The sequence below is a fragment of the Pseudomonas kielensis genome (genome assembly GCF_014236655.1).
GTDB lineage: Bacteria > Pseudomonadota > Gammaproteobacteria > Pseudomonadales > Pseudomonadaceae > Aquipseudomonas > Aquipseudomonas kielensis.
Genome location: NZ_JACMYG010000030.1, coordinates 1 through 26502 on the forward strand (window position 1 = coordinate 1; position 26502 = coordinate 26502).

Annotated in this window: 25 protein-coding genes; 22 read left to right on the forward strand and 3 right to left on the reverse strand. The window is 52.7% G+C overall.

The features are described 5' to 3' along the window. The 4 genes from H7995_RS22460 to H7995_RS22475 all read left to right on the forward strand — a co-directional run. Positions 1-849 (forward strand): site-specific integrase (locus tag H7995_RS22460; RefSeq protein WP_244647793.1); only part of this gene is annotated, 849 nt, incomplete at its 5' end. After that, positions 842-2776: a hypothetical protein gene (locus H7995_RS22465; protein WP_185818859.1), complete on the forward strand. Its 1935-nt coding sequence runs from the start codon at positions 842-844 to the stop codon at positions 2774-2776. The genes H7995_RS22460 and H7995_RS22465, both read left to right, overlap by 8 nt. Further along, the gene (locus H7995_RS22470; RefSeq protein WP_244647795.1) at positions 2773-4815 is read left to right on the forward strand and encodes an integrase; all 2043 of its coding nucleotides are present in this window, start codon (positions 2773-2775) and stop codon (positions 4813-4815) included. Before H7995_RS22465 ends, H7995_RS22470 begins: the two co-directional genes overlap by 4 nt. Before the next feature lie 2 nt (positions 4816-4817). After that, the gene (locus H7995_RS22475; RefSeq protein ID WP_033896464.1) at positions 4818-5246 is read left to right on the forward strand and encodes a hypothetical protein; all 429 of its coding nucleotides are present in this window, start codon (positions 4818-4820) and stop codon (positions 5244-5246) included. Between the two features lie 55 nt (positions 5247-5301). Here H7995_RS22475 and H7995_RS22480 read toward each other — a convergent pair whose 3' ends face one another. Beyond that, entirely contained in the window at positions 5302-5529 is a 228-nt protein-coding gene (locus H7995_RS22480) for a helix-turn-helix domain-containing protein (RefSeq protein WP_033896465.1), read from the reverse strand. Between the two features lie 101 nt (positions 5530-5630). Between H7995_RS22480 and H7995_RS22485 the strand changes: the two genes are divergently transcribed. The 18 genes from H7995_RS22485 to H7995_RS22570 all read left to right on the forward strand — a co-directional run bounded on the left by H7995_RS22485 (position 5631) and on the right by H7995_RS22570 (position 23337). Next, complete coding sequence (locus H7995_RS22485) at positions 5631-6224, forward strand: hypothetical protein (protein WP_033896466.1); 594 nt, start codon at positions 5631-5633, stop codon at positions 6222-6224. Further along, entirely contained in the window at positions 6221-7615 is a 1395-nt protein-coding gene (locus H7995_RS22490) for a DEAD/DEAH box helicase (RefSeq protein ID WP_149415257.1), read from the forward strand. Before H7995_RS22485 ends, H7995_RS22490 begins: the two co-directional genes overlap by 4 nt. 626 nt (positions 7616-8241) lie before the next feature. Beyond that, on the forward strand, positions 8242-9240 hold the full coding sequence (locus H7995_RS22495; RefSeq protein WP_033896469.1) for an ATP-grasp domain-containing protein: 999 nt from the start codon (positions 8242-8244) through the stop codon (positions 9238-9240). A gap of 78 nt (positions 9241-9318) precedes the next feature. Next, entirely contained in the window at positions 9319-10458 is a 1140-nt protein-coding gene (locus H7995_RS22500; protein WP_185818860.1) for a trypsin-like peptidase domain-containing protein, read from the forward strand. A gap of 73 nt (positions 10459-10531) precedes the next feature. Then, entirely contained in the window at positions 10532-11659 is a 1128-nt protein-coding gene (locus H7995_RS22505) for a phosphoribosyltransferase domain-containing protein (RefSeq protein WP_185818861.1), read from the forward strand. Further along, on the forward strand, positions 11649-12407 hold the full coding sequence (locus tag H7995_RS22510) for an HAD family hydrolase (protein WP_033896472.1): 759 nt from the start codon (positions 11649-11651) through the stop codon (positions 12405-12407). Before H7995_RS22505 ends, H7995_RS22510 begins: the two co-directional genes overlap by 11 nt. After that, the gene (locus H7995_RS22515) at positions 12400-13494 is read left to right on the forward strand and encodes a cysteine protease StiP family protein (protein WP_042561215.1); all 1095 of its coding nucleotides are present in this window, start codon (positions 12400-12402) and stop codon (positions 13492-13494) included. The genes H7995_RS22510 and H7995_RS22515 overlap by 8 nt, the downstream gene beginning before the upstream one ends. After that, the gene (locus H7995_RS22520; protein WP_042561214.1) at positions 13494-14444 is read left to right on the forward strand and encodes an HpcH/HpaI aldolase/citrate lyase family protein; all 951 of its coding nucleotides are present in this window, start codon (positions 13494-13496) and stop codon (positions 14442-14444) included. The genes H7995_RS22515 and H7995_RS22520 overlap by 1 nt, the downstream gene beginning before the upstream one ends. After that, complete coding sequence (locus H7995_RS22525; RefSeq protein ID WP_042561213.1) at positions 14441-15199, forward strand: HAD family hydrolase; 759 nt, start codon at positions 14441-14443, stop codon at positions 15197-15199. Before H7995_RS22520 ends, H7995_RS22525 begins: the two co-directional genes overlap by 4 nt. Positions 15200-15201: 2 nt before the next feature. Further along, positions 15202-15789: a TerD family protein gene (locus H7995_RS22530; protein ID WP_185818862.1), complete on the forward strand. Its 588-nt coding sequence runs from the start codon at positions 15202-15204 to the stop codon at positions 15787-15789. Continuing rightward, complete coding sequence (locus H7995_RS22535) at positions 15789-16970, forward strand: TerD family protein (protein ID WP_185818863.1); 1182 nt, start codon at positions 15789-15791, stop codon at positions 16968-16970. The genes H7995_RS22530 and H7995_RS22535 overlap by 1 nt, the downstream gene beginning before the upstream one ends. A gap of 45 nt (positions 16971-17015) precedes the next feature. Then, entirely contained in the window at positions 17016-17465 is a 450-nt protein-coding gene (locus H7995_RS22540) for a tellurite resistance TerB family protein (RefSeq protein ID WP_033896478.1), read from the forward strand. Between the two features lie 44 nt (positions 17466-17509). Beyond that, positions 17510-18511, forward strand: a complete 1002-nt coding sequence (locus H7995_RS22545; RefSeq protein WP_042562209.1) for a TerC/Alx family metal homeostasis membrane protein — start codon at positions 17510-17512, stop codon at positions 18509-18511. 27 nt (positions 18512-18538) lie between these two features. Continuing rightward, the gene (locus H7995_RS22550) at positions 18539-19114 is read left to right on the forward strand and encodes a TerD family protein (protein ID WP_033896481.1); all 576 of its coding nucleotides are present in this window, start codon (positions 18539-18541) and stop codon (positions 19112-19114) included. 83 nt (positions 19115-19197) lie between these two features. Then, entirely contained in the window at positions 19198-19776 is a 579-nt protein-coding gene (locus H7995_RS22555; RefSeq protein ID WP_033896483.1) for a TerD family protein, read from the forward strand. Positions 19777-19940: 164 nt separating this feature from the next. Further along, on the forward strand, positions 19941-20948 hold the full coding sequence (locus H7995_RS22560) for a hypothetical protein (protein ID WP_185818864.1): 1008 nt from the start codon (positions 19941-19943) through the stop codon (positions 20946-20948). Positions 20949-21049: 101 nt separating this feature from the next. Further along, positions 21050-22006 carry a lysozyme inhibitor LprI family protein gene (locus H7995_RS22565; RefSeq protein WP_047303542.1) on the forward strand — a complete coding sequence of 319 codons (957 nt, stop codon included), beginning with the start codon at positions 21050-21052 and terminating at the stop codon, positions 22004-22006. A gap of 137 nt (positions 22007-22143) precedes the next feature. Continuing rightward, positions 22144-23337 carry a DUF4236 domain-containing protein gene (locus tag H7995_RS22570; protein ID WP_185818865.1) on the forward strand — a complete coding sequence of 398 codons (1194 nt, stop codon included), beginning with the start codon at positions 22144-22146 and terminating at the stop codon, positions 23335-23337. A gap of 57 nt (positions 23338-23394) precedes the next feature. On the opposite strand, the gene H7995_RS22575 is transcribed toward H7995_RS22570, so the two are convergent. Both H7995_RS22575 and H7995_RS22580 read right to left on the reverse strand, forming a co-directional pair. After that, a complete protein-coding gene (locus H7995_RS22575) occupies positions 23395-24651 on the reverse strand; it encodes a VWA domain-containing protein (protein ID WP_185818866.1) in 1257 nt (418 codons plus the stop codon). Between the two features lie 327 nt (positions 24652-24978). Continuing rightward, positions 24979-26232 carry a TerD family protein gene (locus H7995_RS22580; protein WP_185818867.1) on the reverse strand — a complete coding sequence of 418 codons (1254 nt, stop codon included), beginning with the start codon at positions 26230-26232 and terminating at the stop codon, positions 24979-24981. Positions 26233-26502: the final 270 nt, after the last annotated feature.

Below are 26502 nucleotides of genomic sequence, written 5' to 3' on the forward strand. Positions count from 1 at the left end.
GTTCCAGGAAGGCTGGTATCAATAGGGTATGTGCGAGAGGACAACGAAGATCTTCGTCCTTTGTCTAATGTTGAGCTGGCTGAGTTTTTGAAGGTTATTGAAGGTGAGGAGTGGTCAGCACTAGAACGTCTTATACTGTTGACGGCTTTGATGACTGGCGCCCGTAAGCAGACCGTGCTTACGATGCGGTTAAAGCATCTAAAAGGGTTCATTTCAGAAAGGCTGCAGGCAGATGGCACCTATCTGTTACATGCCGGTCCAGGCACAGGGATGGATACCAAGAAAGACCGTAGCCAACGTTTGCACGTGCCAAAGCAACTTGCTGAGGAGTTACGGGTGCTTGGAGATAGTCCGATGATGAGGCAACGGCGAGATAAGTTTAGAGCCGCTCTGTCTTTATATTACCCAAATATACAGATAAAAGACGAGGATATGTACGTCTTTTTATCTGATCAGGGAGGGTGTTATTACATGGCAAAAGATGATCCGCGCTACCCTATTGTCAAATCTAGACCCATTGGCCAAGTCACAGACACAATAAAGCGAAAAATATTGCAAAAGACATCTGATAAGTACCCTCAGGACTTTTCGTATCACTGGTTGCGTGCGACTTTTGGGTTTCAGCTCTATCAAAGATTGCAGGCCCTTATTGTTGTGGGGCTTATGCGTCCAGGAGATGATATTGATTTTATAATGGAGCGAATGCACCACGCCACACGAGAGATGACAGAGCATTACCTTCAACTATTCAAGATGCTTCCTCAGAAAACTGTCGCGCAGGAAAAGTTTGAGGCTAGTCTATTTTCAGGTAGTTATTCAAGTTTTATACTGAGTGCTCAAGATGAATAGTCATGTTGATTGGTCATTTCGTGAAACAAAAGTCATCACGGTAGATGAAATCAGTCAGGAGCATGTGTTTCCGGAGCGCTTGCGTCTAAAGCTTGCCAATGCAAAGGGGTATAAGTCGCCTATCGATATTGGGAGTATCGCATATGCAACGCGAGGCGAAGCTAGATCGAGGGAGTTTGACAATGCCGGTACTATATCGGTTGTCGAGTCATCTCTTGTGGAAAGTAGGCGTGAGCTAGTGGTGAAGCTCCTCGATTCTCTAATAGGTTTGCGCGATAATTCGATAGTAACCCAGTTTAGAGTGTTGCACATTGTCGTGAATTGGTTAAATGCCAATGGTTATGTGGAGGTTTTTACTGATGTGAGTTGTGCATCTAGAGCATACGCTGACTACACATCTTATCTTAATGATTCAATCAGAAAAGGGGATTTTGCTCCTCAGCATGCCGCTAAATGTCAGAAGACCTTACAGTTCATAATTGGACTCCAGTTTTCATCAGTAGTGGATTATGTAGTTCGTAGTGCCGTGCCAATTGCTAGGCAAAGAAAAGCAATAAAGCCGCCTAGAGAATCCGATGTACACTTTTTTACGGACGTATGTATTGCCATTGCGCGTGATTACAGTAATTTTATTCTTGAGCAAGAGCCATTTCCATGCGTAGTCCGGATAAGAAATTATGAAGTTGTTAAGTTTCCTTCTAATGGTGGAATGAATAGTCCTTTTCGACAGGGGCATGATTGTTATAACGTGGCAGAAAGACGTGTTGCAACAGTCGAAGAATACATGTCCAAATATGCTGGAAGAGGTCAGACAATTAGGCTTTGTGAAGCAGAGCGTGCTATAGCAGATGCGCAGGCTAGCGTAGAATTTGCTAATTCTGAATCTCGTAATTATGTCCGGTTGCAAATGGCCGCCTTTGCTGTAAAAGCATATATTTCTCTTTTTATGTTGATGACAGGTGCATCACCTACTGAACTGGAACAGTTTAGTTATGAGGATGCTCTGGGGATTGATAAGTCAGTATTGAAGAAAGAATTAACGGCTGTAAAATTTCGTGCTAGAGGAAAGATGACCGGATATGTCTTAGGGCGAAAAAAAGGGTTAACACTGCTTCGAGAGTATTTTAAGTTGCGTGATTGGATTCTCAATGGAGAATATGTTGATAGATTGTTTTTCAAGATAAAGATTTCTAAAGGCGCTGTTTGTCTATTATTTTCTGATCTTGATGCCGGGGCTGCGGCAACTAGGTTTTACTCATCGATTTCGGGCGTTTTTGTAGATGGCAAATATCCAAAAATAACCTATAACAAGGCGCGTAAGCATAAAAGTTCCGCTCATCACGCGGCTAAGTACTCCCTGGAAACAGTTGCGCGGGCGTTAAATCATTCCAGTGGGGTGAATATTTCGTCGTACTCAGAAGCCACTGTTGAACAGCAGGAAAGTGAGTTTGGTACTTACTGGGATTCAGTGCGTAAAGCTGCTCAAATGGTACGTGAGCGAAGTGTTACAGCGTCAGATAAACTTGACTCAATTGCCGTTGGTCATTGTGACTCGTTCAGGTTTCCAGTTCCCGTCAGCGATACCGAAGCACCGGTGATTCAGCCGAATTGTCGTAATCAGTACGGCTGTTTGTATTGCACTCATTATTTCTGTCACGCCGATGAAGATGATATTCATAAGTTATTAAGTCTCCATTATGTGGTTAACGCTGTACGCAATACTGCTCAGGATAGTGGTCACGCAGAAGTACTCTATAAGGACTTATCCATTCGGGTCGAGTTTATCTTAGAGGCAATTGCAAATCGCTCGGAGTCTGTTTCGCAGTTAGTATCTGCCATGAGGAATAAAGTATTTAATCTTGGGGTGCTAACGCCATTTTGGGAGCGACGCCTGCAACGCTATGAAGCAATGGGGGTTGTATTTTGAGTGCCTCTGCGGTAAGTGGTTTATATGCCGCCATGGGTAATTTGGGTGCCGTTGCTCCTGATGCTGCAATGCTGGATATAAACTTTAAACCCTCATCTGAGTTTGTTCTGTGTCGAAATAAACATGGTACGCCAACGGCAATATATAAAGAGTGGATATGGGACTTTAATCCATATCGACTTGGAGCGACGAGGGTCACGAAATTTAGATTTGATAAGATTTTAAAGGCGATTGGTCCCGAAAACAAAGCGTTGATCGATGAGGTGAAATACATTATCTATTGTCTTGCATATTTCGCAGGAGGTGGTCGTCTGGGGCGGTTGAGTGCAAAGACATTAGAGCAGCGCTGGGTGGTTTTGCGGAGCGCGGTGTTGTTTTGTTATGAGCAAATCCAAAAGCCTTTAGTTGGTGTGTTGTCCTTGCAACAACTTTTCAGTACCCCGGTCTATTTGGCAGCGTTTATTGCTGAGAGGGCGCAGCCACATTTTCCGCAAATGCTATCAGCTTTGCTTGCCAATTTAATTTCTGTTGGTGATGATCGATTGGGTTATCGCGTTATTAGTTCGCGTGATATTGAATTGCGTCGACATGAGCCTAATCAACATCCGGTTATTCCAACTAGGATCTATTTGGAGCTAATAAACGTTCTCCAAGATATGCTTGATCAGATTCACCGAGGCGTAGAAAGCCTGGAGTGCTTTGTATCTAAGTTTTGCGATGAATTCTATGGGCTCGCTCATGATGTTCAGAAAAGTCTGTTGCCTGGCGGAAAGGCTAATTACAGACCAATTATGACTGAGGTGCTTCAGGCTCATTGTCTGAATGAGGTTTTTTCTGGAGTTTTTTCTTGTTCTCATAAAAGAGGGTTGAGCCCTGCGCTATTGAAAATGCAATACATTGTAAAAAACGTAATTCACTTATACACAGGCATGAGAGAGCAAGAGGTGCTGCGCATGCAGTATGATTGTTTGTCTGATGAGATCTATTTAAAGGAGGTCGTTGATGATAATGGAGTGACTCGCGACTTGGCGAGATCAGTCTCAGTTCTGTCGACGACCACAAAATTTACAGGGTACAAAAAATCAGAATCGTGGTTCGCGCCGAGCGAAGTTGTCAAGGCTGTAAAAATTGCGCAGGCAATTTGTCGAGGACTAGCAAGTATCTATAAAATTGATGTGGATAATGACTGTCCATTATTTCTAAATCCCGCAGTCCTTCGAAAACGCAATACCGATGTTGGTGTGGGGAAGTTAGGGAATTTTTATAATAAAATTCCTCTAATAGAAGGTGTCAGGATTGAGCTTTCTGACATACAGGAGTTGGCGCAAACTGATACGAAGCGTGACTTTTACAGTGAGCCAGAGTTTGCGGTAGGTCGTTCTTGGCCGCTGACAGGTCACCAGTTTCGCCGTTCATTAGCTTTCTATGGTAGCAATAGTGGATTTATTTCGTTGCCCAGTTTGAAGTCGCAATACAAACAAGTGACTCTCGAAATGGCTCGCTATTACAGTAATGGGTTTCAAAATCTAAAGACTATTTTTGGATACTACGATCCGAAAAGTAATGGCTTTGTCTTGCCCAACTCGCATGTTGCGTTGGAGTTTCAGATGGGGATGCCGATGGCTGTTGCGAATCAACTGCTGTCCGATGTGCTGTTCAGGGAAGCACCATTGTTCGGAGGCACGGGGTCTTATATTGAGAAGCAGAAAGCTCGTTTTAAGAATGGTGAAGTATGCATTGAGGATGTTAGGGCAGACACTTTGATTCGTGTGAAGAATTGCGAGATTAGCTATCGGCCAACTTTTTTAGGTGGTTGTTCTAAGGTTGGTCGATGTGATTATTTTTTGCTTGGTGATTTCACAGAATGTTTGATATGTGAAGGCGCAATAATACAGCCTGAAAAAGTTGGCCATGCCATTGAGGCTATGACTGAAGAGTTAACGCTATATTCTTATGGTTCGGGAGAATATCAAGTAGCCAATGGGGATCTTGAACGACTCCTGAGCTTTAAGGCGCGCTTTATTGATAAGGATGTGTAGCTATGCGTTCTAATAAAGTAGTTGGTCGTGGTTTGCTTGAGTGTGAAGAGGCGTTGCAGCGCCTTCTCGAAGGCAGGCCAGTTGTGGCGGAGCATGTAGGCTTATCTCGTTCGAAAATCACCGCGAGCATTGTAAGTTTCGAAGCCGGATTTGATCGTGGCTACCTCAAGAAATCTCGTAACGCACATTTGCCCATATTAGCCAGGATTGAGGCTTTTCGTGCAGAGGCAAATCGGGGGGGCAGTCATTCAAACACTAAAAAAATTGACAGTTTGGAAGATAAGCTTGATGCCTTGGCGACTGAATTAGCAACTGTTCGTGCGCAGCGCGACCGGGTCCTCACACAAAATCTACAGCTATGGGAACGCGTAAGGGAGTTAGAGTTGGCGGAGCGCCAAATCAAGCCTTTTCAGGTTAGGTTGCATCCTTAAAGTCAAGGTTTGTCTCTACCTCAATGAGGTTGCTAGGGGGCAATTCCTGACCTTATCAATCGCTAGCATCTTTGGCTGTCGGCAGAAGTGACCCTGGTTCACACCCTAGGCTCAAAGCAATCTGATAAAGCTTCTCGACCGTTATGTTTACCTCTCCACGTTCGATGCGCCCCATATAGCTACGATCAACCTTGCAGACGAGAGCTAGGACGTCTTGGGACAAGCCCTTAGCCTTCCTTGCTTCCCGTATCTTCGTTCCCAAGGCCTTCGCCAATTTCCCCATAGCTGCCTCAACCTGCTTGAGGCAGCACTATCGGGCGTTTGCGGACGAATCAGCCACGGACTATAATCCGTATTTTTGTTCGCGGAACTCTGGGTGCCTGCATGAAACATGATTCATTCGAATTCGACAGGCAGTTGTACGACTTGCTTTGCCAAGAAATACATCAGCGGTTCACGACTCGCCAGCTTCGAGATGCCTATGCAGCGACTCTAGACTTCCCTGGCTATGAGCTGGGCGCAGTTCGGATTTACGTTTATGAGCAAATCCGTCGACTGATTCGTGCCGGCTGGGTTGTGAAGTCGCCGAAACTCAGTAAGCGTGGACAGCTCTTCCATCTGTTGGAAATGCCGGCCCATATAAACCTTGTGCTGGTTGCTTCCCGATTTCAAAGACCTGACAACTCATCCCCTTTTCACTCTGAAAGCGTTGAAGGTCCGTTGGTCGAGCTGCCAACACGATCAGCACAAAATGAATCGGACGACCAAGGCCGTCTTCAAGAAATGCTAAAAGAGACTCGCCTAGACCTCCTGTCCTCAATGGGGGAAACGGAGCGTTACAAACAGCTCTTTGAGGAGATCCCTGTTTTAAGAGCCCGGCTTCAAGGCGAATACCATGAGGTTCGAGACCGCAGCTCTCGGTTGCTGGGGCATCTTCGTGCGCTCGAAAACTCGCTCAAGGCAATTGCCGCGGCATGACAAAATCTCTTCGAGAGTGGCAAAGGGAATGTATAGAAACCGCGCTTGAGCACTATCGCGGTAACCCTCACTTCTTCTGCCAAGCAACACCAGGTTCGGGAAAAACGCGAATGGCAGCAGAGCTAGCCAAGGTGCTGCTCGAGCGCAATGAAATTGATTTGATCCTTTGTTTCGCTCCATCTCGACAAGTGGTAGATGGCTTCCGTCGGACGTTTGCCGAAGTGCTCGGGAGACGGCTTGATGGGTTAATCGGCGCTGTGGGTGCTGTGTGTACCTATCAAGGTATGGAGTATCGGGATGAGGCGTTTTGGAGGCTCTTCGATGAGCATCGTATATTCGCCGTATTTGATGAGATACATCACTGTGCAGGCCACGATGCGCTGTTAAGCAATGCTTGGGGCCAACAGATCATTCAGAGAGTTCAAGATCGCGCAGCATGCACGCTTGCACTTTCGGGTACTCCTTGGCGATCTGATCAAAAGGCAATCGCCTTGGCACGCTATTCCACGCCTGAGGCAAATCTTATCTGCGATTATCGATATGGATTGCCAGAGGCAATCGCGGACCAAGTTTGTCGATCGCCTCGGATAGTCATTCTTGACAATCAAATGGTTAGGTTTTCTGAGGCCGTTGCAAGCGAGAATACGGTCACGATTTTCCCAAACATAGCCAGGCTTTTGGCCGACTCTCCTGTGTCCTACGAAGATCTTTTATGTCATGAGGATATTCTCAAGCAGCTACTGCTCTTGGGGTGTAACAAGCTTAATTCGATTCGCGAGGTGAAGCCTGACGCCGGCGGCCTAGTGGTAGCAACGAACATTGAACATGCCCATCAGATCGCGGCTATGCTCCGGCACCAAGGTGAGATGTGCCAAGTCGTAACCAACAAGACTCCCAATGCTCAGCAGGTAATCAACGACTTTCGCTACAGCAGTTGTCCTTGGATAGTCGCTGTTGGGATGATCAGTGAAGGGACGGATATCCCTAGGTTACAGGTGTGCTGTCACCTGAGTCGGATCAGGACCGAATTATACTACCGACAAGTTCTAGGACGGATCCTGCGTCGTTCAACTACGACTGACAACGAAGCATGGCTTTACGTCCTGGCGGAACCAACGCTTCAGCAGTTTTCTGAGCGGGTAGCTGATGACTTGCCAGATTCCCATGCTGTGCTCAGCTTGGTACGGGGGGCGCCGAGTGACTCCGTCAGCTACGAGTTTGGAAGTGGCGATGCTGAGTCGAGGAGCGATCTGGAGATCGGGTTCGGCCTTATGCATCCAGATCAAGCTGGTCATAGCTCTTCAGCGTCTCTTAAAGACTTCGTGATTGGACCTGCATACGAGCTTAGTTTTTCGCAACACTACCGCACGCAGTTACTTCGAGTTTGTTAATCCCCGGCCACTCATCTGGTGCGCGCGAGCGGGTTTTGGCTTATGCGGAAATGGACCTTCACGGGTGTCCTCGTTTCATGGAATGTGGATACGCGGAATTTTGCCCAATCGCGTAGTTGTTGACCCTTTAGTCGCCGGACTCCAGGTGGTGGTATAGATTATCCCGGGGTCGATACTGGTTCAAAACTTGAGGACGGTACGGGGTGAGCTTCAGTTGCCCTGCAGCTTCATACGCTGAAATAGAATGTCTGTGGACGATTTACTTGATGTCGCTGCAAAATTGTTAGAAAAATGTTGCGATCGGTGCCCATTCTTAACTGGACTCGACTCGAAAATGACGATGCTGTTTGTTTTTCTCCGGCTGACCTCGCCTAGTTTTGCCTCACCACCACCGTCCCGAATTATTTTACGAGCGCAGGAACCGCATGCAAGCGGTCCAGTTTAAAACCTGAAAACCGAAATTGTGGATGGGAGCTTGTCTCGTGATGACGCTCTCCTGGAACAACGCGCTGCATTGCCTTGACGCTACGGCCGGACTCGTTATGTTCCGGTTGAACTTATCGGATGCTGTCAGTCCCCGTCATCGGGTTTGACTGTCAGTGCACATCTACAAGTGAGGTTAAAACATGATTTGGTTTCTCGAAGGGCAGTCTAGCCAGCGCGACATTATTCAAGGTGCGCGTGATGCGCTGCCACCTGAGGTGAAGATTTTCGCCTCGCATCGCGACGATCGCCCTGAAATCACGGCCGGTGCAGATATTAGTTTCACCGAGCCTCGTGGTGCTGAAGAGCGGATCTCGTGGGTGATTTCGACTGCACGCACCTATGGCATCAAAGTAATCCTGGCAGGTCGATTGGGGGGTGTATTTGAGCAGGCCCGGGCTCGATTCGAGGAAGCTGGCCTGGTGCTGGTAACCGGTGGGACATCGATGCGAACCTTCGACCTCGTTGATGACAAGAGCAGGTTTACTGCTGAGGCAGAGCGTGCTGGCTTGGCTTGCGTGCCGGCGATCACTGCTACGAATGCTGAGGATATGTTTGCTGCTTACGAAACTCTTTCGGCGTCGGGTGAGGTCTGCGTAAAACCTGCAGTCGGCATCTATGGCCAAGGCTTTTGGCGTTTCAAAGAGGGTGCTGATCCCTTTCGCTGCTTTGCTGATCCCGATGCACGGGTTGCGAATTTCGCTACATACATGCGTGCTTACAGCGAAAGAGCAACGCCGCCAGCGATGCTTGTGATGCCTTACATGCCCGGGAGCGAGTGTTCGGTCGATATGGTCTGCGAGGCTGGCCGAGCGATCGCGTTCGTGGCCCGGAGGAAGACCGGCGTCCATCAGATTTTTGAAAACGATGGTGCAGCGGTTGAGCTTGCACTCAAAGCGGCCGAGCATTTCCAGTGTGACGGCATTGTGAACGTTCAGACAAAGGATGATGCGCAGGGTATACCCCACTTGTTGGAAATCAACCCGCGCTACTCTGGTGGCGTTGGTTATACCCGGGAGGCTGGCGTCAATTTGGCGGGCATATTTGCTACTCGCCGCCTGAATCTCCCTGAGCCAGCTACCGTTTGGCGGCCAGACGTACGTGTGAAAGGGGTCACCGTTGCAGCTGTAGTGCCAAAATGACATCCTGAGGCATCGAGAAACCTGAAGTTTGGTACCATTGCAGCGCGGTGGTTTTAGCACTCAAGGAGTAATCAAGGAATGATGGTGCTCGCGCCAGGCGTAAACACCGCGGTATCAGGTGCACGGAGTGAATGGACTCTGGAATGCGGAAACTCCTCGGCTTTCGGGGAGTACGCGGCGATTGCCATACTGCCGGTAAATGACAAACGCCAACCCACTGGTGAGGCTGCACTATTCCAGACTACACAGTCATGGATGGAGTGGAGCGGCGACCAAGCGAAGGTTGGTTGTGAGTTGAACCTGTCAGCCCTCCCGCCCGGCAGCGATCGGGTGCTTCTTATCGCGTACACATTTTCCGCAGCCGGCCCGGTAAGCGAGCTTCGTTCGTTGCATTTGCTTGTGGACGAACAGATCGAATACCGATTGGACCTTCACGATAACGGTGAAGCGGCGATCATCATCGGCGAGTTCTACATCCGTAATCAGCAATGGAAGTTTCGTGCCCTAGCTGAGGGTTCGGCTTATGGGTTGGCAGCCCTTGGGCGTCGGATTGGCATCGATATCAATGACGCTCATCCCAAAGGGCGCAGTCGTACAGGTGATCCTGATCGATCGCGCACGGGAGCAACCGGTACCGGCTTCGCTGTTTCGCAGAACCATGTGCTCACCTGTGCCCACGTAATCGAGGGTATGAGTGAGATATCTATTTCCTCCTTTGAGGGTCGTTATCGTGCGGAGCCAGTCGTAATCGATCAGCGTAACGACATCGCTCTCCTCAGAGTCATGGAATCCCCCACATTGAAACCAGTGTCCTTCAAAAAGGGCTTTGGCTGTGACCTAGGCGAATCTGTTGTTGCTTTGGGTTTCCCGTTGTCAGGTTTTGCCGGCGGCGGTGTGCACGTTACCCAGGGTGGTGTGTCGGCGTTGTTTGGCCTCCACAACGATTCAAGCCTTTTGCAATTTACCGCGGCCATTCAACCAGGCTCTAGCGGATCTCCCTTGTTTGATTCATCAGGTGCCGTAGTCGGTTTGGTCACGTCGACAATGCCTGATGCTCAAAATATGAATTTTGCGGTTAAGGCGTCGTTGCTCCTCTCCTTTCTGGATGCGTGCCGCGTCGATGCACCTCAAACATCCAACAGCAAGACGTTCACCACTGCTGAATTAGCTCGCTCGGCCCAAGCATCTATGTGGCGCGTCGAAGCCAAGAATTTTTAGCCCCTATTTTGACTTGAAAGCTGCGGACGAGACGTTAGGTTATCGACCTCACGCTAACCTAGGAATTTGTTTCATGGAAAGTAACGCAGTAACAAAAGCGCTAAGCGCACAACTGATGCGCGGGCGTCTCGATGTCACCGTCGATGCCTCACAGATCGACCCGGGCTCATTGTTCGGTTTCGCCGAGCGCCGTAATCCCAAGCGTGCGTTTCTATTCGTGTCCAAAGTACTGGGCCGCCATATCCCTGTGCGTCCTTCGATCATGAACGCGAGCTTTCACAGTCTCGCGGCGCAAATACCTGAAGATCTGCCAGGGCCTGTGCTCGTTATCGGCATGGCGGAAACAGCAGTTGGCTTGGGTGCCGGCGTACATCGTGCCTTCAGCGCGACCCGCCCTGACACCGTCTACATGGTCAGCACACGTCACCCGACGGGCAATGAATTGTTCGCCCGTTTTGAAGAAGAGCATAGCCACGCCAGCGCTCATCTCATTCATCTGCCTGTCGATCCCGATGTTCGGGAAATGATGTTGAATGCCCGTTCGCTGGTGCTGGTCGACGACGAAGCCTCCACCGGCAAAACTTTCATCAATCTTCACCGTGCGCTGGTCGATGCCGGCCTGACCCAGGTCGAGCGCGTGGTGACGTGCGTACTGACGGATTGGTCCGGCGATGCTGTTCGCAAAACCATTGGGGACTCAGCACATCAGGTATCGCTGTTGCAGGGTTCGTACACCTTCCACGAGGACGCTGAGGCGCCGCTACCGGAAATGCCGGCCGTTGGTACCATCGAGCCTGGTGAGTGGCCGTTGACGGCGGAGAGTGACTGGGGGCGTCATGGTATTCGCGTCGTAGAAGACACCCTGGCTCTGGACCTGAACGTCAAAGCAGGTGAGCGCGTACTTGTGGTCGGTACCAGTGAATTCGTCTGGCGTCCATTTCTGCTCGCTGAACGCTTAGAGCGTGCTGGCGCAGATGTGCATTTCAGTTCAACCAGTCGCTCGCCAATCGCTCTGGGCCATGCCATCGGTCACGTGTTGTCGTTCGCGGACAACTACGGTCTCGGTATCCCCAACTTCCTCTACAACGTGAGCCCCGGACAGTTTGATCGCGTCCTGATTTGCTCGGAAACACCTGTGCAGGCTGTGTCCGCCTCGCTGATTGAATCCCTGAACGCGGAGGTGATTGTCGATGGTCAATAAGCGCCCCCTCGCCCTGGTCGATCTCGACGACACCCTGTTCCAGACTGCTCGCAAAATGCCAGAAGGTTTGCCGCGGGTCACTGCGACTCTCGATATCGAGGGTCAACCCAATGGCTACATGAGCACTGTCCAACATTCCCTTGCCCATTGGCTCCTATCCACAACCGACGTGATCCCAGTTACAGCGCGCAGCGTTGAAGCATTCAGTCGTGTGCAACTGCCTTTCATGCACGGTGCCGTCTGCTCCCATGGCGGCGTGATCCTTGGTCCTGATGGAAAGCTTGACGAGGAATGGCAAGCACGCATGAGCGATGTTCTTGCTGACTATCAGGCTCGCTTGCCAGGCCTCAGTGAAGCAACCCTCGCCATTGGTAAGGAGCTTGGCATTTCCTTGCGCGGATGGGTTGTCGAGGAAGAAGGCCTGCGCCACTACGTGGTGACCAAGCACAACGAATCCAACGATGAAGTCCTGCAAACGGTACTCGCGGAAGTACAGGCTCGCGGTTTACTGGAAGGGATGCACATCCACGGAAATTCCAACAACCTCGCGTTCTTGCCGCTGGGCCTGTCGAAGGAAGTGGCCGTTCAAGAATTGTTGCGCCGTGATCGTGAGGCCAATGGTGAGCGTCCTGTGCTGGGCTTTGGGGACAGCATCACTGACCTCGGTTTCATGCAGGAGTGTCATATGTGGGCGACCCCTGCGCGTAGCCAATTGGCCAAGCTGGTTGGGGTGAAAATCCATGACTAAGGCCGTTGCGGGTCTGGTTACCGTAGGGAGCGGCAGCTATGCAGCAGATGATGTTCAGTTTCTGCTGCAGGCCGTTCAGATGGAAACCACTGATGTCTTGGAGAAGGAGCGTCTGATTCAGTCGAAGCAGAAGCACTACTCCGAAATGATCAGCCTGGAGAGTGCGCCGACAGACGTGCATAAAGCCCTATACGAGCGCGCACTTGAACAAAACGGTACCCGCATGGCCATGGACGTTCAGTCCCTGGCGCTGGCGCTGAGCGAGGCATGCACGGGTCCGTCAATTGTTCTCGTGTCTTTCGTTCGTGCTGGCCTGCCGCTCGGCGTGTTGTTGCGTCGGGCCCTGCTCGACATGGGTCGAGATGCGCACCACTACGGAATCAGCATCGTTCGGGATCGGGGGATAGATAAGGTCGCCCTCGAAGCCATCATTCAGGCACATGGTGCCGAGAACATCGTCTTCGTCGATGGCTGGACAGGGAAGGGCGCTATCTCTGGTGAGATTCAGCGCAGCCTCAATGGCGACTCACGCTTTCCTGAGGAACCTCGGCTTGTTGTGCTGGCAGATCCCTGCGGCCGGGCGTGGTTGTCCGCGTCGGCTGAAGACTGGGTTATCCCCTCCGGCATCCTTGGTGCGACGGTGTCTGGTCTGGTTTCGCGCTCCATCTGGCCCGCGAATGGAGGCCTGCATGGTTGTGTGGTTTACGACCATCTGCGTGAGCACGATTTAACCCGCGAGTTCATCGAGCAGATCGACGAGAAGCGAAAGGCGCTGGGGGCGGTTCCTCAAGCCTCGCCATGGACCGACACCCAGCGTTTTGAATTGCAGGGTGCAGCTGCGCACGTAGTCAAGTCGCTGGCCTCCCAGTTCGGCATTACCAATCTCAACCGAGTAAAGCCAGGTATTGCCGAAGCAACCCGCGCGGTACTGCGTCGCGTACCGGATCACGTCTTGGTTCGCAGCCGTAGCGACAGCGATGTTCAGTTGCTCATGCACCTGACTGAGGGCGCTGGGGTGGCTGTGGAAGAGGTCGGTGCTGCATTGGGCCCTTACCGGGCGGTTACCATCATTCGGAGTGTGAGCTGATGAAAGTCCTTTCTCCTTATGCCCTGGGGGCAACGCTCTACATGCCGGCCACACGTGCGGATCTGCTGGAAGTGGTTTTCCGCACAAAACTGCCTGAACTGCGTTCTCTGGTTGTTTGCTTGGAGGATGCGGTCGCGGAAATTGACGTCGACACGGCGTTGAAAAATCTGCATGGCCTGTTGACCGCGATCAACGAGCGCGGTGGGCGTCCGTCTGATGGTCCGCTGCTGTTTGTTCGCCCCCGAGACTCGGTGATGGCTGCCGTGCTGAATGAATGGCCATTGATGGCCCACGTCGATGGGTTCGTTGTGCCGAAATTGACCCTGCGCAACCTTGGAGATTGGGAACAGGCCGTTACAAACCCGGCGCTGTACCTCATGCCGACGCTGGAAACTACAGACGTGTTCAACCCAGGTGGAATGGTCGAGTTGGGCCAGGCGCTGAAGGCGAACCTGAATCAGCGAATTATCGCCCTACGTATCGGCGGGAACGACCTGATGGGAAGTCTTGGACTTCGTCGCAATCCCGCAACAACGCTCTACAGCACCCCAATGGGCTACGTGATCCCAATGTTGGCAGGCGTCATGGGGTCTCAAGGTTTCGCACTGACGGCACCGGTGTTCGAACAACTCGCGACACCGCATTTGCTGATGGAGGAGCTGGAACTCGACATCGCCCATGGCTTGGTAGGGAAGACGGCGATTCATCCATCTCAGATCAACACGATCCAGGACGCGTTGCGCGTAAGCCTCGAAGACCTCAACTGCGCCAGGATGATTGTCAGTGAAGTTGCTCCGGCAGTGTTCAAGCACAACGATGCCATGTGCGAGCCTGCGACCCATTACAAATGGGCGGTCAACATCCTTGAAAGAGCAGAGTGGCACGGAGTTCGGCAACCGGATGTAGGACCTATTGAGGCGCCTATCCGTTTGGCCGAGGCCGCGCGATGACAATGGGATTTGACGATGCTGGCGGGCAAAGGCGTCAGGTGCTGTCGGTTTTTGACTTCGACGGCACGCTGACCCGGCACGATAGCTTCGTCCCATTCCTGAAGTTTGCCTTCGGACCCCGGGAATTCAATCGACGCATTTTGCGGCTTGCGCTGCCAAGCGTTCGATTCCTGGCTCGGCGTTTGAATCGTGATGAGTTGAAAGCACAGCTGATCAGCACGTTTCTTACAGGCGTAGAAATGAAATGGGTGCAGGAGCAGGCCGTGAAATTCTGCGGGTTGTTTTGGGAACAGCTCATGCGCCCTTCAGGTTTAAAATCTGTCGCCGCCGAAGTAGAGGCAGGTGCAGTAGTTACTCTCTGCTCCGCGTCCCCAGCGTTGGTGCTCCAGCCGTTTGCGGATCGACTTGGCATCAAGTTGATCGGCACCGAGCTTGAGGCGGTAGACGGTCTGTTGACCGGGCGCATGACTGGCAACAACTGCAGATGCGAGAACAAAGTACTCAGACTTGAGGCTGTGTATGGGCCGCTCGGCCAGTACCGGCTTAAAGCATGGGGTGACACCCGCGGTGATTTCGAGTTGTTGGCCGCGGCGCAAGAAGCACACTGGCGACACTTTCACCCCGCATGGCGCCGTCTTCGCCTGCGGGCAGATAGAAGCGGGAATTTGGGTGTGAGCAATGTCGCGCACGCTAACCTGCAAGTGGCGGTCAACCCTGATCGACACGCGAACACTGATGACCAACAAGGAGCGTAACCATGGCACTTACCCTGCAAAAACAGCAATCCATCTCCCTAGCTAAAACGGCCGGCAGTTCGCTGACCAGCATCAGCCTTGGTTTGGGTTGGGACCCAGTCAAGGCGGGCGGTTTCCTCGGCAAGATGTTTGGTGGTGGTTCCGAGATCGACCTCGACGCTTCCTGCATTTTGCTGAACAGCGATTACCAAAAAATCGACCTGGTGTGGTTCCGCCAACTGAAGTCCCAGGACGGTTCGATCAAGCACTCCGGTGACAATCGTACCGGCGATGGCGAAGGCGATGACGAGACCATTAATGTCGACCTGCAGCGCCTGCCAGCCTCCGTTAAGTACTTGATTTTTACCGTTAATTCATTCATGGGCCAGTCTTTTGAGAAGGTCGAAAAGGCCTACTGCCGTATCGTGAATGGCAGCAACAACACCGAGCTGGCACGCTTCAACCTTTCTGAAAAAGGTGGGCACACCGGCATCGTCATGGCGAGCCTGGCTCGCGAAAATGGCGACTGGGAATTCAAGGCGATCGGCACCACCACGAATGGTCGTACTGCTGACGACCTGATCACTCTGGCCGTTCAGGCGTTGCGCTAATGGCTAATCTCGTACCTGGTGGTAATGCGCCGGTTGCCAGCGGCCAGCTTCGCGTTGATATCAATTACTCGCCTATCCCGGGGGCCGACATTGACGTATCGGCCTTCGCACTGGGCGCCTCGGCCAAAGTCCGAGGCGATGGCGACATGTGTTTCTATGGCCAGCCTCAAATTCTGGGTGGCGCTGTTCAGCTGACCGAATCCTCGGCTGGGCGCGCAGTATTTTCACTCGATACGAGTCGTCTTGATTCTGCAGTTGAGAAAGTGGCGCTCACTGCCACGATCTACGAGAACAAGGCGAGCTTTGAGCGCGTGTCACAACTTTCGGTTGTGGTGACGGGTGGAATTGAAGCTCAAATCCCAACCGGTGGCATGAAGGAAACAGCACTCATCCTCGGCGAATTTTATCGCCGAAATGGTGACTGGAAATTCCGCTGTGTGGCCCAGGGCTTCAATGGCGGCCTTGAGCCGTTGGCCAAGCACTTTGGTGTAGAGGTCGCCGCACCAGCGCCGGCCCCTGCACCTGCACCTGCTCCAGTGGTACAAACGCCGCCGCCTGCTCCGGCCGCTGCACCTAAATCTACGATTAGTCTGAGCAAGGTCACCCTCGATAAAACACGATCGTCTATCAGTCTTGAAAAGACGGCAGCCGGTTTCGGCGAAATCAAGGTGAACTTGAACTGGAACAAAGGCAGCTCGGGCGGCTTCTTCAAGCGAAGCCAATCCGTCGACCTGGACGTTGGTTGCCTGTACGAGCTGCAAGACGGCGAGAAGGGCGTTGTTCAAGCCCTCGGGGAGTCCTTCGGCAGTCTCAATCGGGAACCATACATACAGCTGATGGGCGATGACCGTACTGGCTCTGTTTCCGGTGGCGAGTGGTTGCATATCAATGGCAAACAATGGAGTGAAATTCGCCGCATTTTAGTGTTCGCCTTCATCTATGAGGGCTCGCCTTCTTGGAAAGAAACCGATGGAGTGGTGACTATTTACATTCCTGGTCAGCCTGACATTGAGGTGCGTCTCAATGAAGAGGGTGGCCGTGAACCAATGTGTGCCATAGCGATGCTTGAAAACGTGAACGGTGCCGTTAAGGTCTCTCGGCGGGTGGACTTCCACCGAGGCCACAAACTCATGGACCAGGCTTATGGCTGGGGCATGAGGTGGACTGCCGGGTCCAAATAGAAATCATGGCGGGGTCATACGACCCCGCCCTTGGGGGAACACAACATGTTTGCATGGCTTAAGCAAAACGCAGCAGCAGCGCGTGAAGCACTAACTACCGAAGTTTCGAAGTTCAAGAATCAGAAATTTCTAGATGCGATGACCGCCAATTGCGCTCTCATCTCAGCTGCATCCGGCGGTATCTCTTCTGAGGAAAAACAGAAGATGACCGGCTTCATCCAAAACTCGCCTGAGTTGAAAGTTTTCGACATGGGCGATGTGATCAAGGCGTTCAACGCACACTGTGAAAAGTTCGAGTTCGACTTTCAACTCGGCCAAGCCGAAGCACTGAAGGTCATCGGCAAGATCAAGAACGATGCCGGCGCGTCCCGACTCCTGGTGCGCGTGGGCTGTGCCATCGGTGCGTCGGACGGCGACTTTGACGCCCAAGAAAAAGCGGCCTGCCGTTTGGTCTGCCTTGAGCTGGGCCTTAACCCAGCTGATTTTGAACTCTAAGGAGCGTTACTTTGGACACTCAAATCGGTTTCCCTCCGCTGACCATGGCGGTATTCGTCGGGATCGCGCTCGGCGCGCTTCTCCTCGACATGGTTACTCACCGCGGTGACAAGCCAATTTCCCTGGCTAAGGCTTCGATTTGGTCGATCTTCTGGATCGCTATCTCGTTAGCGTTCGCCGGCTTCTTATACGTACAGCACGGCCCTGAAGTCGCCAGCCTGTTTGTAACTGGCTACGCCCTGGAAAAAGTTCTGAGCGTCGACAACCTGTTCGTGTTCATGGCGATTTTCGCATGGTTCAAAGTGCCAGATGGCATGCGTCACCGAGTCCTGTATTGGGGCATTATCGGCGCCATTGTGTTCCGCGGCATCTTCGTTGCCATTGGTACCGGCCTGTTGGCTTTCGGTCCGTGGGTCGAAATCGTCTTCGCAGTGATCGTGGCTTGGACCGCAGTTATGATGCTGCGCGCCGGCGGTGATGATGAAGAGGAAGAGGACTACTCCAAGCATATGGCTTACCGCTTCGCCCAGAAGTTGTTCCCTGTGTGGCCGAAACTCCATGGCCATAATTTCTTCGTCAGCCGTAAGCAGCTGGAGGTGGAACTCCAGAAGCCTGAGAACAAAGGCATGACTCTGGCAGCAAAAGGAACGATTTTTGCGACCCCGCTGTTCCTTTGCCTTGTAGTGGCCGAAGTGTCTGACGTGTTGTTCGCGTTCGACTCTGTGCCGGCGGTGATCGCGGTTAGCCGTGAGCCCCTGATCGTCTACTCTGCCATGCTGTTTGCGATCCTGGGTCTGCGTACCATGTACTTCGTGCTCGAAGCGCTGAAACGCTACCTGGTCCACCTGGAAAAATCTGTAGTCGCGCTGCTGTTCTTCATCGCCATTAAACTCGGCCTGAACGCAACCGACCACATGTTCCACCATGGCTACACAATCGATGCAAACACCAGCCTGCTGATCGTTATGGTTGTACTGGCGATTGGTGTGGTTGCAAGCCTTGTCTTCCCAGGCAAGGAAGAAGCTCAACCTGAAACCGCTGAGTAACAGCCCATACCACAAGGAGTAATACCCATGGCGTTGACCCTACAGAAAGGTGGCAATCTTTCGTTGACCAAAACCGACCCGAGCCTGACCAAAATCTTGGTAGGCCTGGGCTGGGACCCGCGTGCTACTGATGGTGCTGAGTTCGACCTGGACGCCAGTGCGCTATTGCTGGCAGCAAATGGCAAAGTACGCGGCGAAGCCGACTTCATTTTCTACAACCAGCTGAAAAGCGTTGACGGTTCGGTTGAGCACACTGGCGACAACCGCACCGGTGCGGGCGACGGCGACGACGAAGTAATCAAGGTAGACCTGAGCCGCATCCCGGCCGACGTGGACAAAGTGGTCTTCATCGTTACCATCCACGATGCAGAAGTACGCAAGCAAAGCTTCGGTCAGGTCGGCGGCTCCTTCATTCGCATCGTTAACGATACGACCAATGCGGAAGTCGTTCGTTACGACCTGGCAGAAGACGCGTCGACTGAAACTGCGATGGTGTTTGCTGAGTTGTACCGCAACGGCGGCGAGTGGAAATTCCGCGCTGTTGGCCAGGGTTATGCCGGCGGCCTGAAAGCTCTGGCCAATAACTATGGCATGAATTTTTAACGCCTAAGTCGTTAATTTAATTATTTTTTGTTTGCTTGGTCTTGATTTCAAGGCCTTGTTTACCTCACTTAAAGGAATCGAAAATGGCCGTATCTTTGCAGAAAGGCGGGAACGTAAGTTTGTCTAAAGAGGCCCCAGGCCTGACCGAAGTCACTGTAGGTCTGGGTTGGGACGCACGAGTTACCGACGGTTCGAAATTCGACCTCGACGCGTCGATCTTCATCCTGGGTGAAAGCGGCCAAGTCCTCGACGACGCCAGCTTTATCTTCTATAACAACAAAAAATCGGCAGACGGTTCGGTTGAACACCTGGGCGACAACCAGTCCGGTGAAGGCGCTGGTGATGACGAGCAAGCCAACGTCAAGTTGACCGGTCTGGCTGCCGCTGTGAAGAAACTGGTATTCGCTGTGACCATTCACGACGCTGAAGCACGCAAGCAGAGCTTCGGCCAGGTTGCTAACGCTTACATCCGTGTAGTGAACAAGGCTGACGGCAAAGAACTGGCGCGCTACGACCTGAGCGAAGACGCTTCGACCGAAACCGCGATGATCTTCGGCGAGCTGTACCGCAATGGCGACGAGTTCAAGTTCAAGGCGATCGGCCAAGGTTTTGCTGGCGGCCTAGCCCCGCTGGCTAAATCGATGGGCGTGAACATCGGCTAAGCCGCAAGGCTTGAGAAAGCCCCCGCGAAATGGGGGCTTTTTCTTGCCTACAGAAAGACCACGGAGTGGGTCCTGTGGGCGGTATCTACCACTTCTTCACTAGGAGCGACTGCTGGCGATCGCCATGACAGTCCACCGGTTCTCGGTTTCAAAAGGATATTTGGATGGGCATGTTTCGTGGGGTTATAGCTGCAGGTGTTTTGGTGTCCATGTCAGGCTGCGGAGCCTACAACGACTTCAAGGCCAACAATGCAGTTCAAGAATATAGGCAGGCATGCCTTGGAAATTATACGAACGAGTGCGAAAGCAAACTGGTCGACACGAACATTGTCATGCTCGAGCTCGCGCGCAGTAACATCGACAGGGAAAAGGATACGATCGTGCAGGTCGTGGGCAAGGACGGGTTTGATCGCTTCTCAAAAACCGCCAACGAGCTAATTGACCACCTGGTCGATCAACAAGAAAACAAACGTCCCGGTTTTTTTGCGCGATGGTTCCTGGGTGAAGCCCAACCGTTCGGAAATACCCGCAACCAACTCTTCGACATTTCAGACATGCAAGAACTGCGTGCTGCAGTGCTTCAAAAGGTCAGCGCTGGTGTTCAAGCGAGCAAAACATCTGCTAAGCCTGACGAACCAATGACTGAGACCGAGGCAATTTTGTTGGGCAAGGTACCTCAAGCACCGAGTCAAACTCAGGTCACCCCGACTGCCCGGCCGGCGGAGCCAGCGAGCCAGTCGGTTGAGCCAGCAGTTCAGGCAAAAGCATTAGTGCCATCCGACCTTGCTGCATCTGCAGATCGGATGATCTCGAGTGAGATTGATCAGGATGGTGGGGATGAATACAAGGACGGTCGTCAGATCATCTTTGCTGACTTGAATAACGACGGTATCAAGGATGCCGTGGTGCTTTACACGATCGAAGGTCAAGGCGGCGGTAATGGCTACTTCCAAACACTTGCCGCGTTCATTGGCGGTTCGGCAGGCTGGGAGTTCCGTGGGAAAGCTGTAGTCGGCAATGGTGTCCAGGACATCCAGGTGGTTGATCCCCAAACCGTCAGGCTGACTGTTCTCTCCGTCGGTCCGGATGATGCTGATTGCTGCCCGAGTGTTCAGAGCACCGAAAACTACAAGTGGGACGGCACGACATTTCTTCAGGCCCCAACGTCGTAAGTAAGAGCCAGGCATCAGGCACCTAGCCGCGTGCATGCGAGCGCGGTTAGGCAGGGCTCTGGCGAAACGCTGGAGCAAACAAAAAGAAGGAAAAATCTAATATGTCGCGCTTCAACATCGGCTCTGGCCTTTTCGCCATGTTGCTCACCCTGGTATCAGCCCACTCCAACGCCACCAGCTTTGATTGCACCAAAGCTGCAAGCTTTGCTGAGAAATCGATTTGCACAGATTCTGCACTCAGTCGTCTGGATGAGCAGATGAACTCCGAATATGTCCGCGCATTAGACGCAGCGCCGAACAAGGCCCAGGTCCGTCAAGATCAACGAGACTGGTTGCGTCTGCGCGACAACTGCAAGACCGCCAGTTGCTTAACCGCTTCGATGACTGATCGGCTCAGTGTTCTATTACGCACCAAGGTTGATCATCCATCTAAAGCGCCAACCTCCGTTGCCGCTACCCGGGTTGATCAATCTGAAACGAATGTGATTTCAAAGGCCGCTACTTCTCCAATGGTTCCCGCCGCGGTGAAGCCGGCAGCGACGCGAAGTGCAGCGGATGATCATCAAGCGATCCTGAACTTGAAGATTGGCCTGTTCGTGATGGCAATGTTGCTGCTGGTCTGCATTTACCTGCACCGCCGGGGGACCATTACGATCTATCAGGACTACACCGACGCGCTTTGGACAACCTTGACTCCGATCTTGGGGATTGGTGCGTATTTCGTCGCGAGCGCCTGGCTCGAGGTCCCACGCAACTACTCCATCATTGCTGCCTGCGTCCTCGGTGGTCTTATGTCCTTGCAGGTGCTTATCCAAACGTACAGAAGCAACAGCATCTGGTTTTTCCTTCTATCCCTCTTTGCAAAGGTCATTCTGCTGACCTTCTACTTCCTTATGATGGCTCTCCTGCTGTGCGGTGGTGCCCGCACCAAAAGTGAGGCCCGGCGGCGGCGCGGCTGGGCAGTTCTTGCCACGACCGTGTTCGTATTCCTCTCAGGCTGGATGTGCCGCAATCGGCAATTCAGTTCGATCGACGATTACATTGCCGGACGGGCATAAGTGACATATCGGTGGTTGCGCTATTGCCACAGGCGCGACCTCCGATGTAAATGAAAGTCGAGCCTGTCGTAGGGGCCCCAACCGATGCCGGCATTTCAAGCAACAAAGAATCCAGGAATAAGGATCAAGGAGTAGTCATGGGATTTCGTTTCAGCAAGCGAATCACGATTGTGCCTGGCGTACGCCTTAACATCAGCGGAAAGGGGGTCAGTACTTCGATTGGGCCCCGTGGTCTGAGTATGACGATGGGCCGCAACGGCACTTATCTCAATGCGGGTTTACCCGGTACTGGTCTTTCATACCGCGAGAGGATCGACCGGCCCAGTAGATCGAGTAGTTCCCAACCAGGCCCTGCCGGAAGCGAATACTCGGGCCAGGTAAAGGTGAAAGTAAACGACGACGGCACGTTGTTGATTACGGACATGGATGACATCGAGTTGCCGACTGCTGTCATCAAACGTGTCAAATCGGAGATGGCCGATTCCATTCAGGACTTGCTGGCGAAAGCTGCTGATAAGGTCAATCAGGATCTCGAATCCTGCCTAGGTGTGCACCTACTTACGCCTCGGCCGGGTGCCATGCCGGTAATCCCAGCTCCATTCGCCATTGAAGAACCCACGAGGCCCACTCAGCAGACGCCAGGCTTGATGGATCGAATGCTCCTTCGCAGCGCGAAGATTGAGCGTGAGGCTGAGTCGGCGGAAGAGCAGTATCAACAAGACCTCGCGAACTGGCAGTCCACGCGGGACGCCCATGAACTTGAACGCACCGAAATCGAGAAAGCATTCCGGCTGGCGGCAAAGGGCTTCAGTGCTCAGATGGAACGTGCCCTGGACTATGTGTTGAGCGGCATTGCCTGGCCAAAAGAAACCCAAGTGGCCTATGAGTTCTCACAAGACGTTACCGGCGTCGCGCTCGATGTTGATTTACCTGATGAGGGCGATATCCCGCAGCGCAGCGCTGAAGCCCGGGGTAACGGCAAACTAACCTTCAAAAATCGTTCGGATGCCCAGGTACGCAGAGACTTTGTCGCGCTGTGCTATGGCTCTCTGTTTCGAGTTGTAGGAGAGGTATTTGCTCTACTGCCAGCGATCCAGAAGATCCTGGTGTCGGGCTACATTCAGCGTAACAACACCGCAACCGGTGCGGTGGATGATCACTACGTGCTCTCGGTCTTAGTAGGCCGAGATCAGTGGGATGCGATTGATTTTAATCGTCTGGATGCGATCGATCCTGCAGCGACCCTGAACGCGTGTGGCGCAGTGGTAAAGCTGGACCGCTCTGCGCGTTTTGTTGAGGTGACGCCGATGGATATGTTGGTCTTGAACTGAAGACAACCGCGGCGGCTTGAGCCGCCGCGGTGTGAGGCAGGGCAGTGCAGGAGAGGATTAGCGAATGATTCCTTCGCGCTTTGCCTCCAAGATCCACATCGGGAATTCCTGCATCAGCCGGTCGTACAACTGCTCTTCCGTCATGTCGTGAAGGTCATCCAGGGCAAAGAATCCGCAGTTGTCCACGACTCTCCCGGGCATGGTGTCCAGTTTTTCCAGAATGCCGTAATTCCGGCCTGCTAAACCAACGTATTGCCAGAAGATTCCCAGCTTCGCTGCATCCACCATCAGTTGCGTGATCTTGCGGTTTTCAGAAACGCCACCGTCGCTGATGAAAACGACAAACATAGGGGTTTTGTCTTTGGACGCCTGGAAGGATTCGATCACTTTTTGGATCGCTCTCGGTTCATCATTGTAACGCCGACCGACGTCCCACTTGGTCCAGCCATTGTTGTCGGATTCGACAAAGTTCTGGTAGTTGGTAAGCGTCACAGGTGAGAGTCGCAGTGGCCGTTCGGCGAATGTCCAGCACTCAAGTTCGGCATCTGTATCCATGGCTACGGCGATGGGCACAAGACGATTGAGGACTTCCTGTACGCGGCCGGTTTTGTATTGATTTCGCATCGAGTCGGTGACGTCGAGCACGAGCAAAACACGAGCTTTCATCCCAACCAAGCAGGCTTTCTCGAGGCTTACCTGTGCCTTCTTGGCCAGACTGACCAGTTCCGGCGCGACAGCAGCTACACGTTTCTCCAGAGAGATTGTGGAGGGAGATGGGGCAGGTGCTGGTGCCGGTGCAGCTTCTTCAGTAACTTCGCCGCCAAAGTGCCTCACGAGAGCGTCCAGGCCCTCAGCAAAACCCTGAAGGTTAGAGGCCAACCGCCACTCCCCATTCTTTCGGTAAAGCTCAACGATCATTACCGCTTTCTCGGTTGTGAACGTGAGCCCTGAGAACGCGCAGGTCGCTCCTATCTCACCAGCGGGGCTGATTACTTTGAAGTTGCCATTCCGGATGTCACTCATCGCCCCGGCACCGTCGATGGAGGCAGTGAAGATCAAGCGATCGATAGTGGCGGGCAGGGTGGCTAGATTAATTTCAAACTGGCCACCCGCAGCAAGCTTCACACTGCTGCAAGGCGTAACAGGCTGATTGAAGAAGACCATATAGCGATCATCAGAAAGCTTGCCTTGGTCGTCGACACCGAAACAGACGAAGTCGACTACGCTGGGGCTTTCGATGTTGACCGAGAGAGTGAAGGATAGACCGGGAAGAATATTTGCCAGCGACATGCGCTGGCCTTGGGTGATCTGCATGCATGGTTCCTTTGTGACGATTAGAGCGCCTGATGATGAGATGGCCTTGGTGAAACAGCCGTATCTGCACCGGCGGCTGGTTCATCCGTCGGGTTAAACCTAACGGCGCTCGAAGTTCCTGCAAGTCTTATACGGCCAGTGAGGTCGCCGCGGGAAGTTCCTATGGGAAGAGCTGTTTTGTTCGAGGGCGCGGGGCGATTCAACATGGGTTTATGAGGCCGATGATGCTGGCATACAACCAAAATAGAAATCCCGCGGCGGCCGTGTGCCGTCGCGGGAGTACTGGTCAGGCATGAAGCTGCTTAAAGCGCCTACTAGCACGAAAGCTTAGACGTACTGCTTTTTGCCGCTCCTTTCGATTGGGCGCCCTTTGAATACGTGTGGGCCGTCCATCGTTAGCTCAATTTTGTCTCCCTTCCGAGTCAGCCAGGGGGTGGCTTCACTGCCGGCTTTGGAGGTAACTCCGGATGGACTTAGATGGATACCATCTTGGTCAATTTCGATTTGACCGATTACATAGGTGAACACCATTGAGCTGAAAAACCCGGACTTGAATTCGAATGCGCACTCTACGACCTGGTCGCCGTATTCCATCCGCATCTTTGGTTTCAGCGATGCCACCGAAACCGCACCGTTGTCTACTGCTGAATAAACGCTGCAGACCAGCACTACCTTGCCCCCCATGAGCTGCGAGATTGCTGGATTAATTTCGACGGTTTCAATACCTGGAGCGGAGGCGCTGGCGCAGACTACGTCACCGGTATGGAAAACGAAGGGATCGACGTCAAAAGCCCCACGCTTGTCAGGTGCCTGGATGATGGACATTCGCCCATCAGGACGAAGGATGCCGATCCGCAGATCGAGGTCGTCATTGTCAGATCCGTCGCCGTTATCAACCCACGTTGCGCTGACCCGAATAACCTTTGGAGCGGACGGCCCTTTTTCGAGGGACACCTTGTGGCTGCTGCCAGGTTTGTCCAGTTTAACCACGGTCTTGGCGATGTTGACGGGCTTTGGAGGCGGTGCAGGTGTCGCCGCCGGCGCGGAGGATGCAACGTCTTCAACTTCGATGCCATAAAACCCGCAGAGTCCGGCAAGACCTGAGGCGAAACCTTGCCATACAGAGCGCGCCTTGAGCTGGCCGTTCCGGACGTACAACTCAAGCACGATGATGCCCGTCTCTTGTGAAAAGGGCTCAGGTGCCAGTTCCAGGGTTTGGTCCCCGGCAATGACGATAGCGCGAAGGTCTTTGACTGCTTCGAAGCCGCCGGCGTTGCCGTCTTGCGTCAAAGTGATTGCGATCTTCGTGATATTGGACGGGAGTCGAGACGAGTCGAAGCTGATGCTGTGACTGACCGTGTCGCCATGAGCGATCGGGGGCGCGAATGTCGCCGCGCCTGAAGGGTGCACGGGTGCATTGAAGAAAACCATGCCGCTGTCATCCACCACCTTGCCAGTGTCGGTGACCAAAAACGCAGTAAGGTTTACGTCCAGGTTGTTACCTGCCGCATGGGTAACTTCCACCCGCCCTTGGGAGGAAGAGATCGTTGTGTTCTCGCCGGGTTTGAGTGACTGATTCAATTCATGCCGCCTATTCCATGGGTTTTCGCAATGCATTGTTCATGCGCTGCGCTTTCGTTGTTTGAGCGCGAACGCCGGCCAAGGGGAAAGATCCCCTCATTGGGACTGATCGCATTGATGCAATTTAACGGCTTGGCCGCCGGCGACCGCCGAGACATCCATTCTCCATTTACACACCGTCTGAAACCCAGAATTGGAACGTGCGGGAGGGAATGTTGTGCCCGGCATTGAAAGTCCTCTCAGTCCCGTTAAGTTCTGATCGTAGGTAAC

Excerpts from the sequence above, each read along its gene's own strand:
- H7995_RS22505 (WP_185818861.1), top strand. The coding sequence starts at position 10,532 with ATGGAAAGTAACGCAGTAACAAAAGCGCTAAGCGCACAACTGATGCGC.
- H7995_RS22525 (WP_042561213.1), top strand. The coding sequence starts at position 14,441 with ATGACAATGGGATTTGACGATGCTGGCGGGCAAAGGCGTCAGGTGCTG.
- H7995_RS22565 (WP_047303542.1), top strand. The coding sequence starts at position 21,050 with ATGTCGCGCTTCAACATCGGCTCTGGCCTTTTCGCCATGTTGCTCACC.
- H7995_RS22475 (WP_033896464.1), top strand. The coding sequence starts at position 4,818 with ATGCGTTCTAATAAAGTAGTTGGTCGTGGTTTGCTTGAGTGTGAAGAG.
- H7995_RS22515 (WP_042561215.1), top strand. The coding sequence starts at position 12,400 with ATGACTAAGGCCGTTGCGGGTCTGGTTACCGTAGGGAGCGGCAGCTAT.
- H7995_RS22575 (WP_185818866.1), bottom strand. The coding sequence starts at position 24,651 with ATGCAGATCACCCAAGGCCAGCGCATGTCGCTGGCAAATATTCTTCCC.
- H7995_RS22560 (WP_185818864.1), top strand. The coding sequence starts at position 19,941 with ATGGGCATGTTTCGTGGGGTTATAGCTGCAGGTGTTTTGGTGTCCATG.
- H7995_RS22540 (WP_033896478.1), top strand. The coding sequence starts at position 17,016 with ATGTTTGCATGGCTTAAGCAAAACGCAGCAGCAGCGCGTGAAGCACTA.
- H7995_RS22510 (WP_033896472.1), top strand. The coding sequence starts at position 11,649 with ATGGTCAATAAGCGCCCCCTCGCCCTGGTCGATCTCGACGACACCCTG.
- H7995_RS22550 (WP_033896481.1), top strand. The coding sequence starts at position 18,539 with ATGGCGTTGACCCTACAGAAAGGTGGCAATCTTTCGTTGACCAAAACC.
- H7995_RS22530 (WP_185818862.1), top strand. The coding sequence starts at position 15,202 with ATGGCACTTACCCTGCAAAAACAGCAATCCATCTCCCTAGCTAAAACG.
- H7995_RS22535 (WP_185818863.1), top strand. The coding sequence starts at position 15,789 with ATGGCTAATCTCGTACCTGGTGGTAATGCGCCGGTTGCCAGCGGCCAG.
- H7995_RS22545 (WP_042562209.1), top strand. The coding sequence starts at position 17,510 with ATGGCGGTATTCGTCGGGATCGCGCTCGGCGCGCTTCTCCTCGACATG.
- H7995_RS22495 (WP_033896469.1), top strand. The coding sequence starts at position 8,242 with ATGATTTGGTTTCTCGAAGGGCAGTCTAGCCAGCGCGACATTATTCAA.
- H7995_RS22485 (WP_033896466.1), top strand. The coding sequence starts at position 5,631 with ATGAAACATGATTCATTCGAATTCGACAGGCAGTTGTACGACTTGCTT.
- H7995_RS22465 (WP_185818859.1), top strand. The coding sequence starts at position 842 with ATGAATAGTCATGTTGATTGGTCATTTCGTGAAACAAAAGTCATCACG.
- H7995_RS22500 (WP_185818860.1), top strand. The coding sequence starts at position 9,319 with ATGATGGTGCTCGCGCCAGGCGTAAACACCGCGGTATCAGGTGCACGG.
- H7995_RS22570 (WP_185818865.1), top strand. The coding sequence starts at position 22,144 with ATGGGATTTCGTTTCAGCAAGCGAATCACGATTGTGCCTGGCGTACGC.
- H7995_RS22520 (WP_042561214.1), top strand. The coding sequence starts at position 13,494 with ATGAAAGTCCTTTCTCCTTATGCCCTGGGGGCAACGCTCTACATGCCG.
- H7995_RS22555 (WP_033896483.1), top strand. The coding sequence starts at position 19,198 with ATGGCCGTATCTTTGCAGAAAGGCGGGAACGTAAGTTTGTCTAAAGAG.
- H7995_RS22480 (WP_033896465.1), bottom strand. The coding sequence starts at position 5,529 with ATGGGGAAATTGGCGAAGGCCTTGGGAACGAAGATACGGGAAGCAAGG.
- H7995_RS22490 (WP_149415257.1), top strand. The coding sequence starts at position 6,221 with ATGACAAAATCTCTTCGAGAGTGGCAAAGGGAATGTATAGAAACCGCG.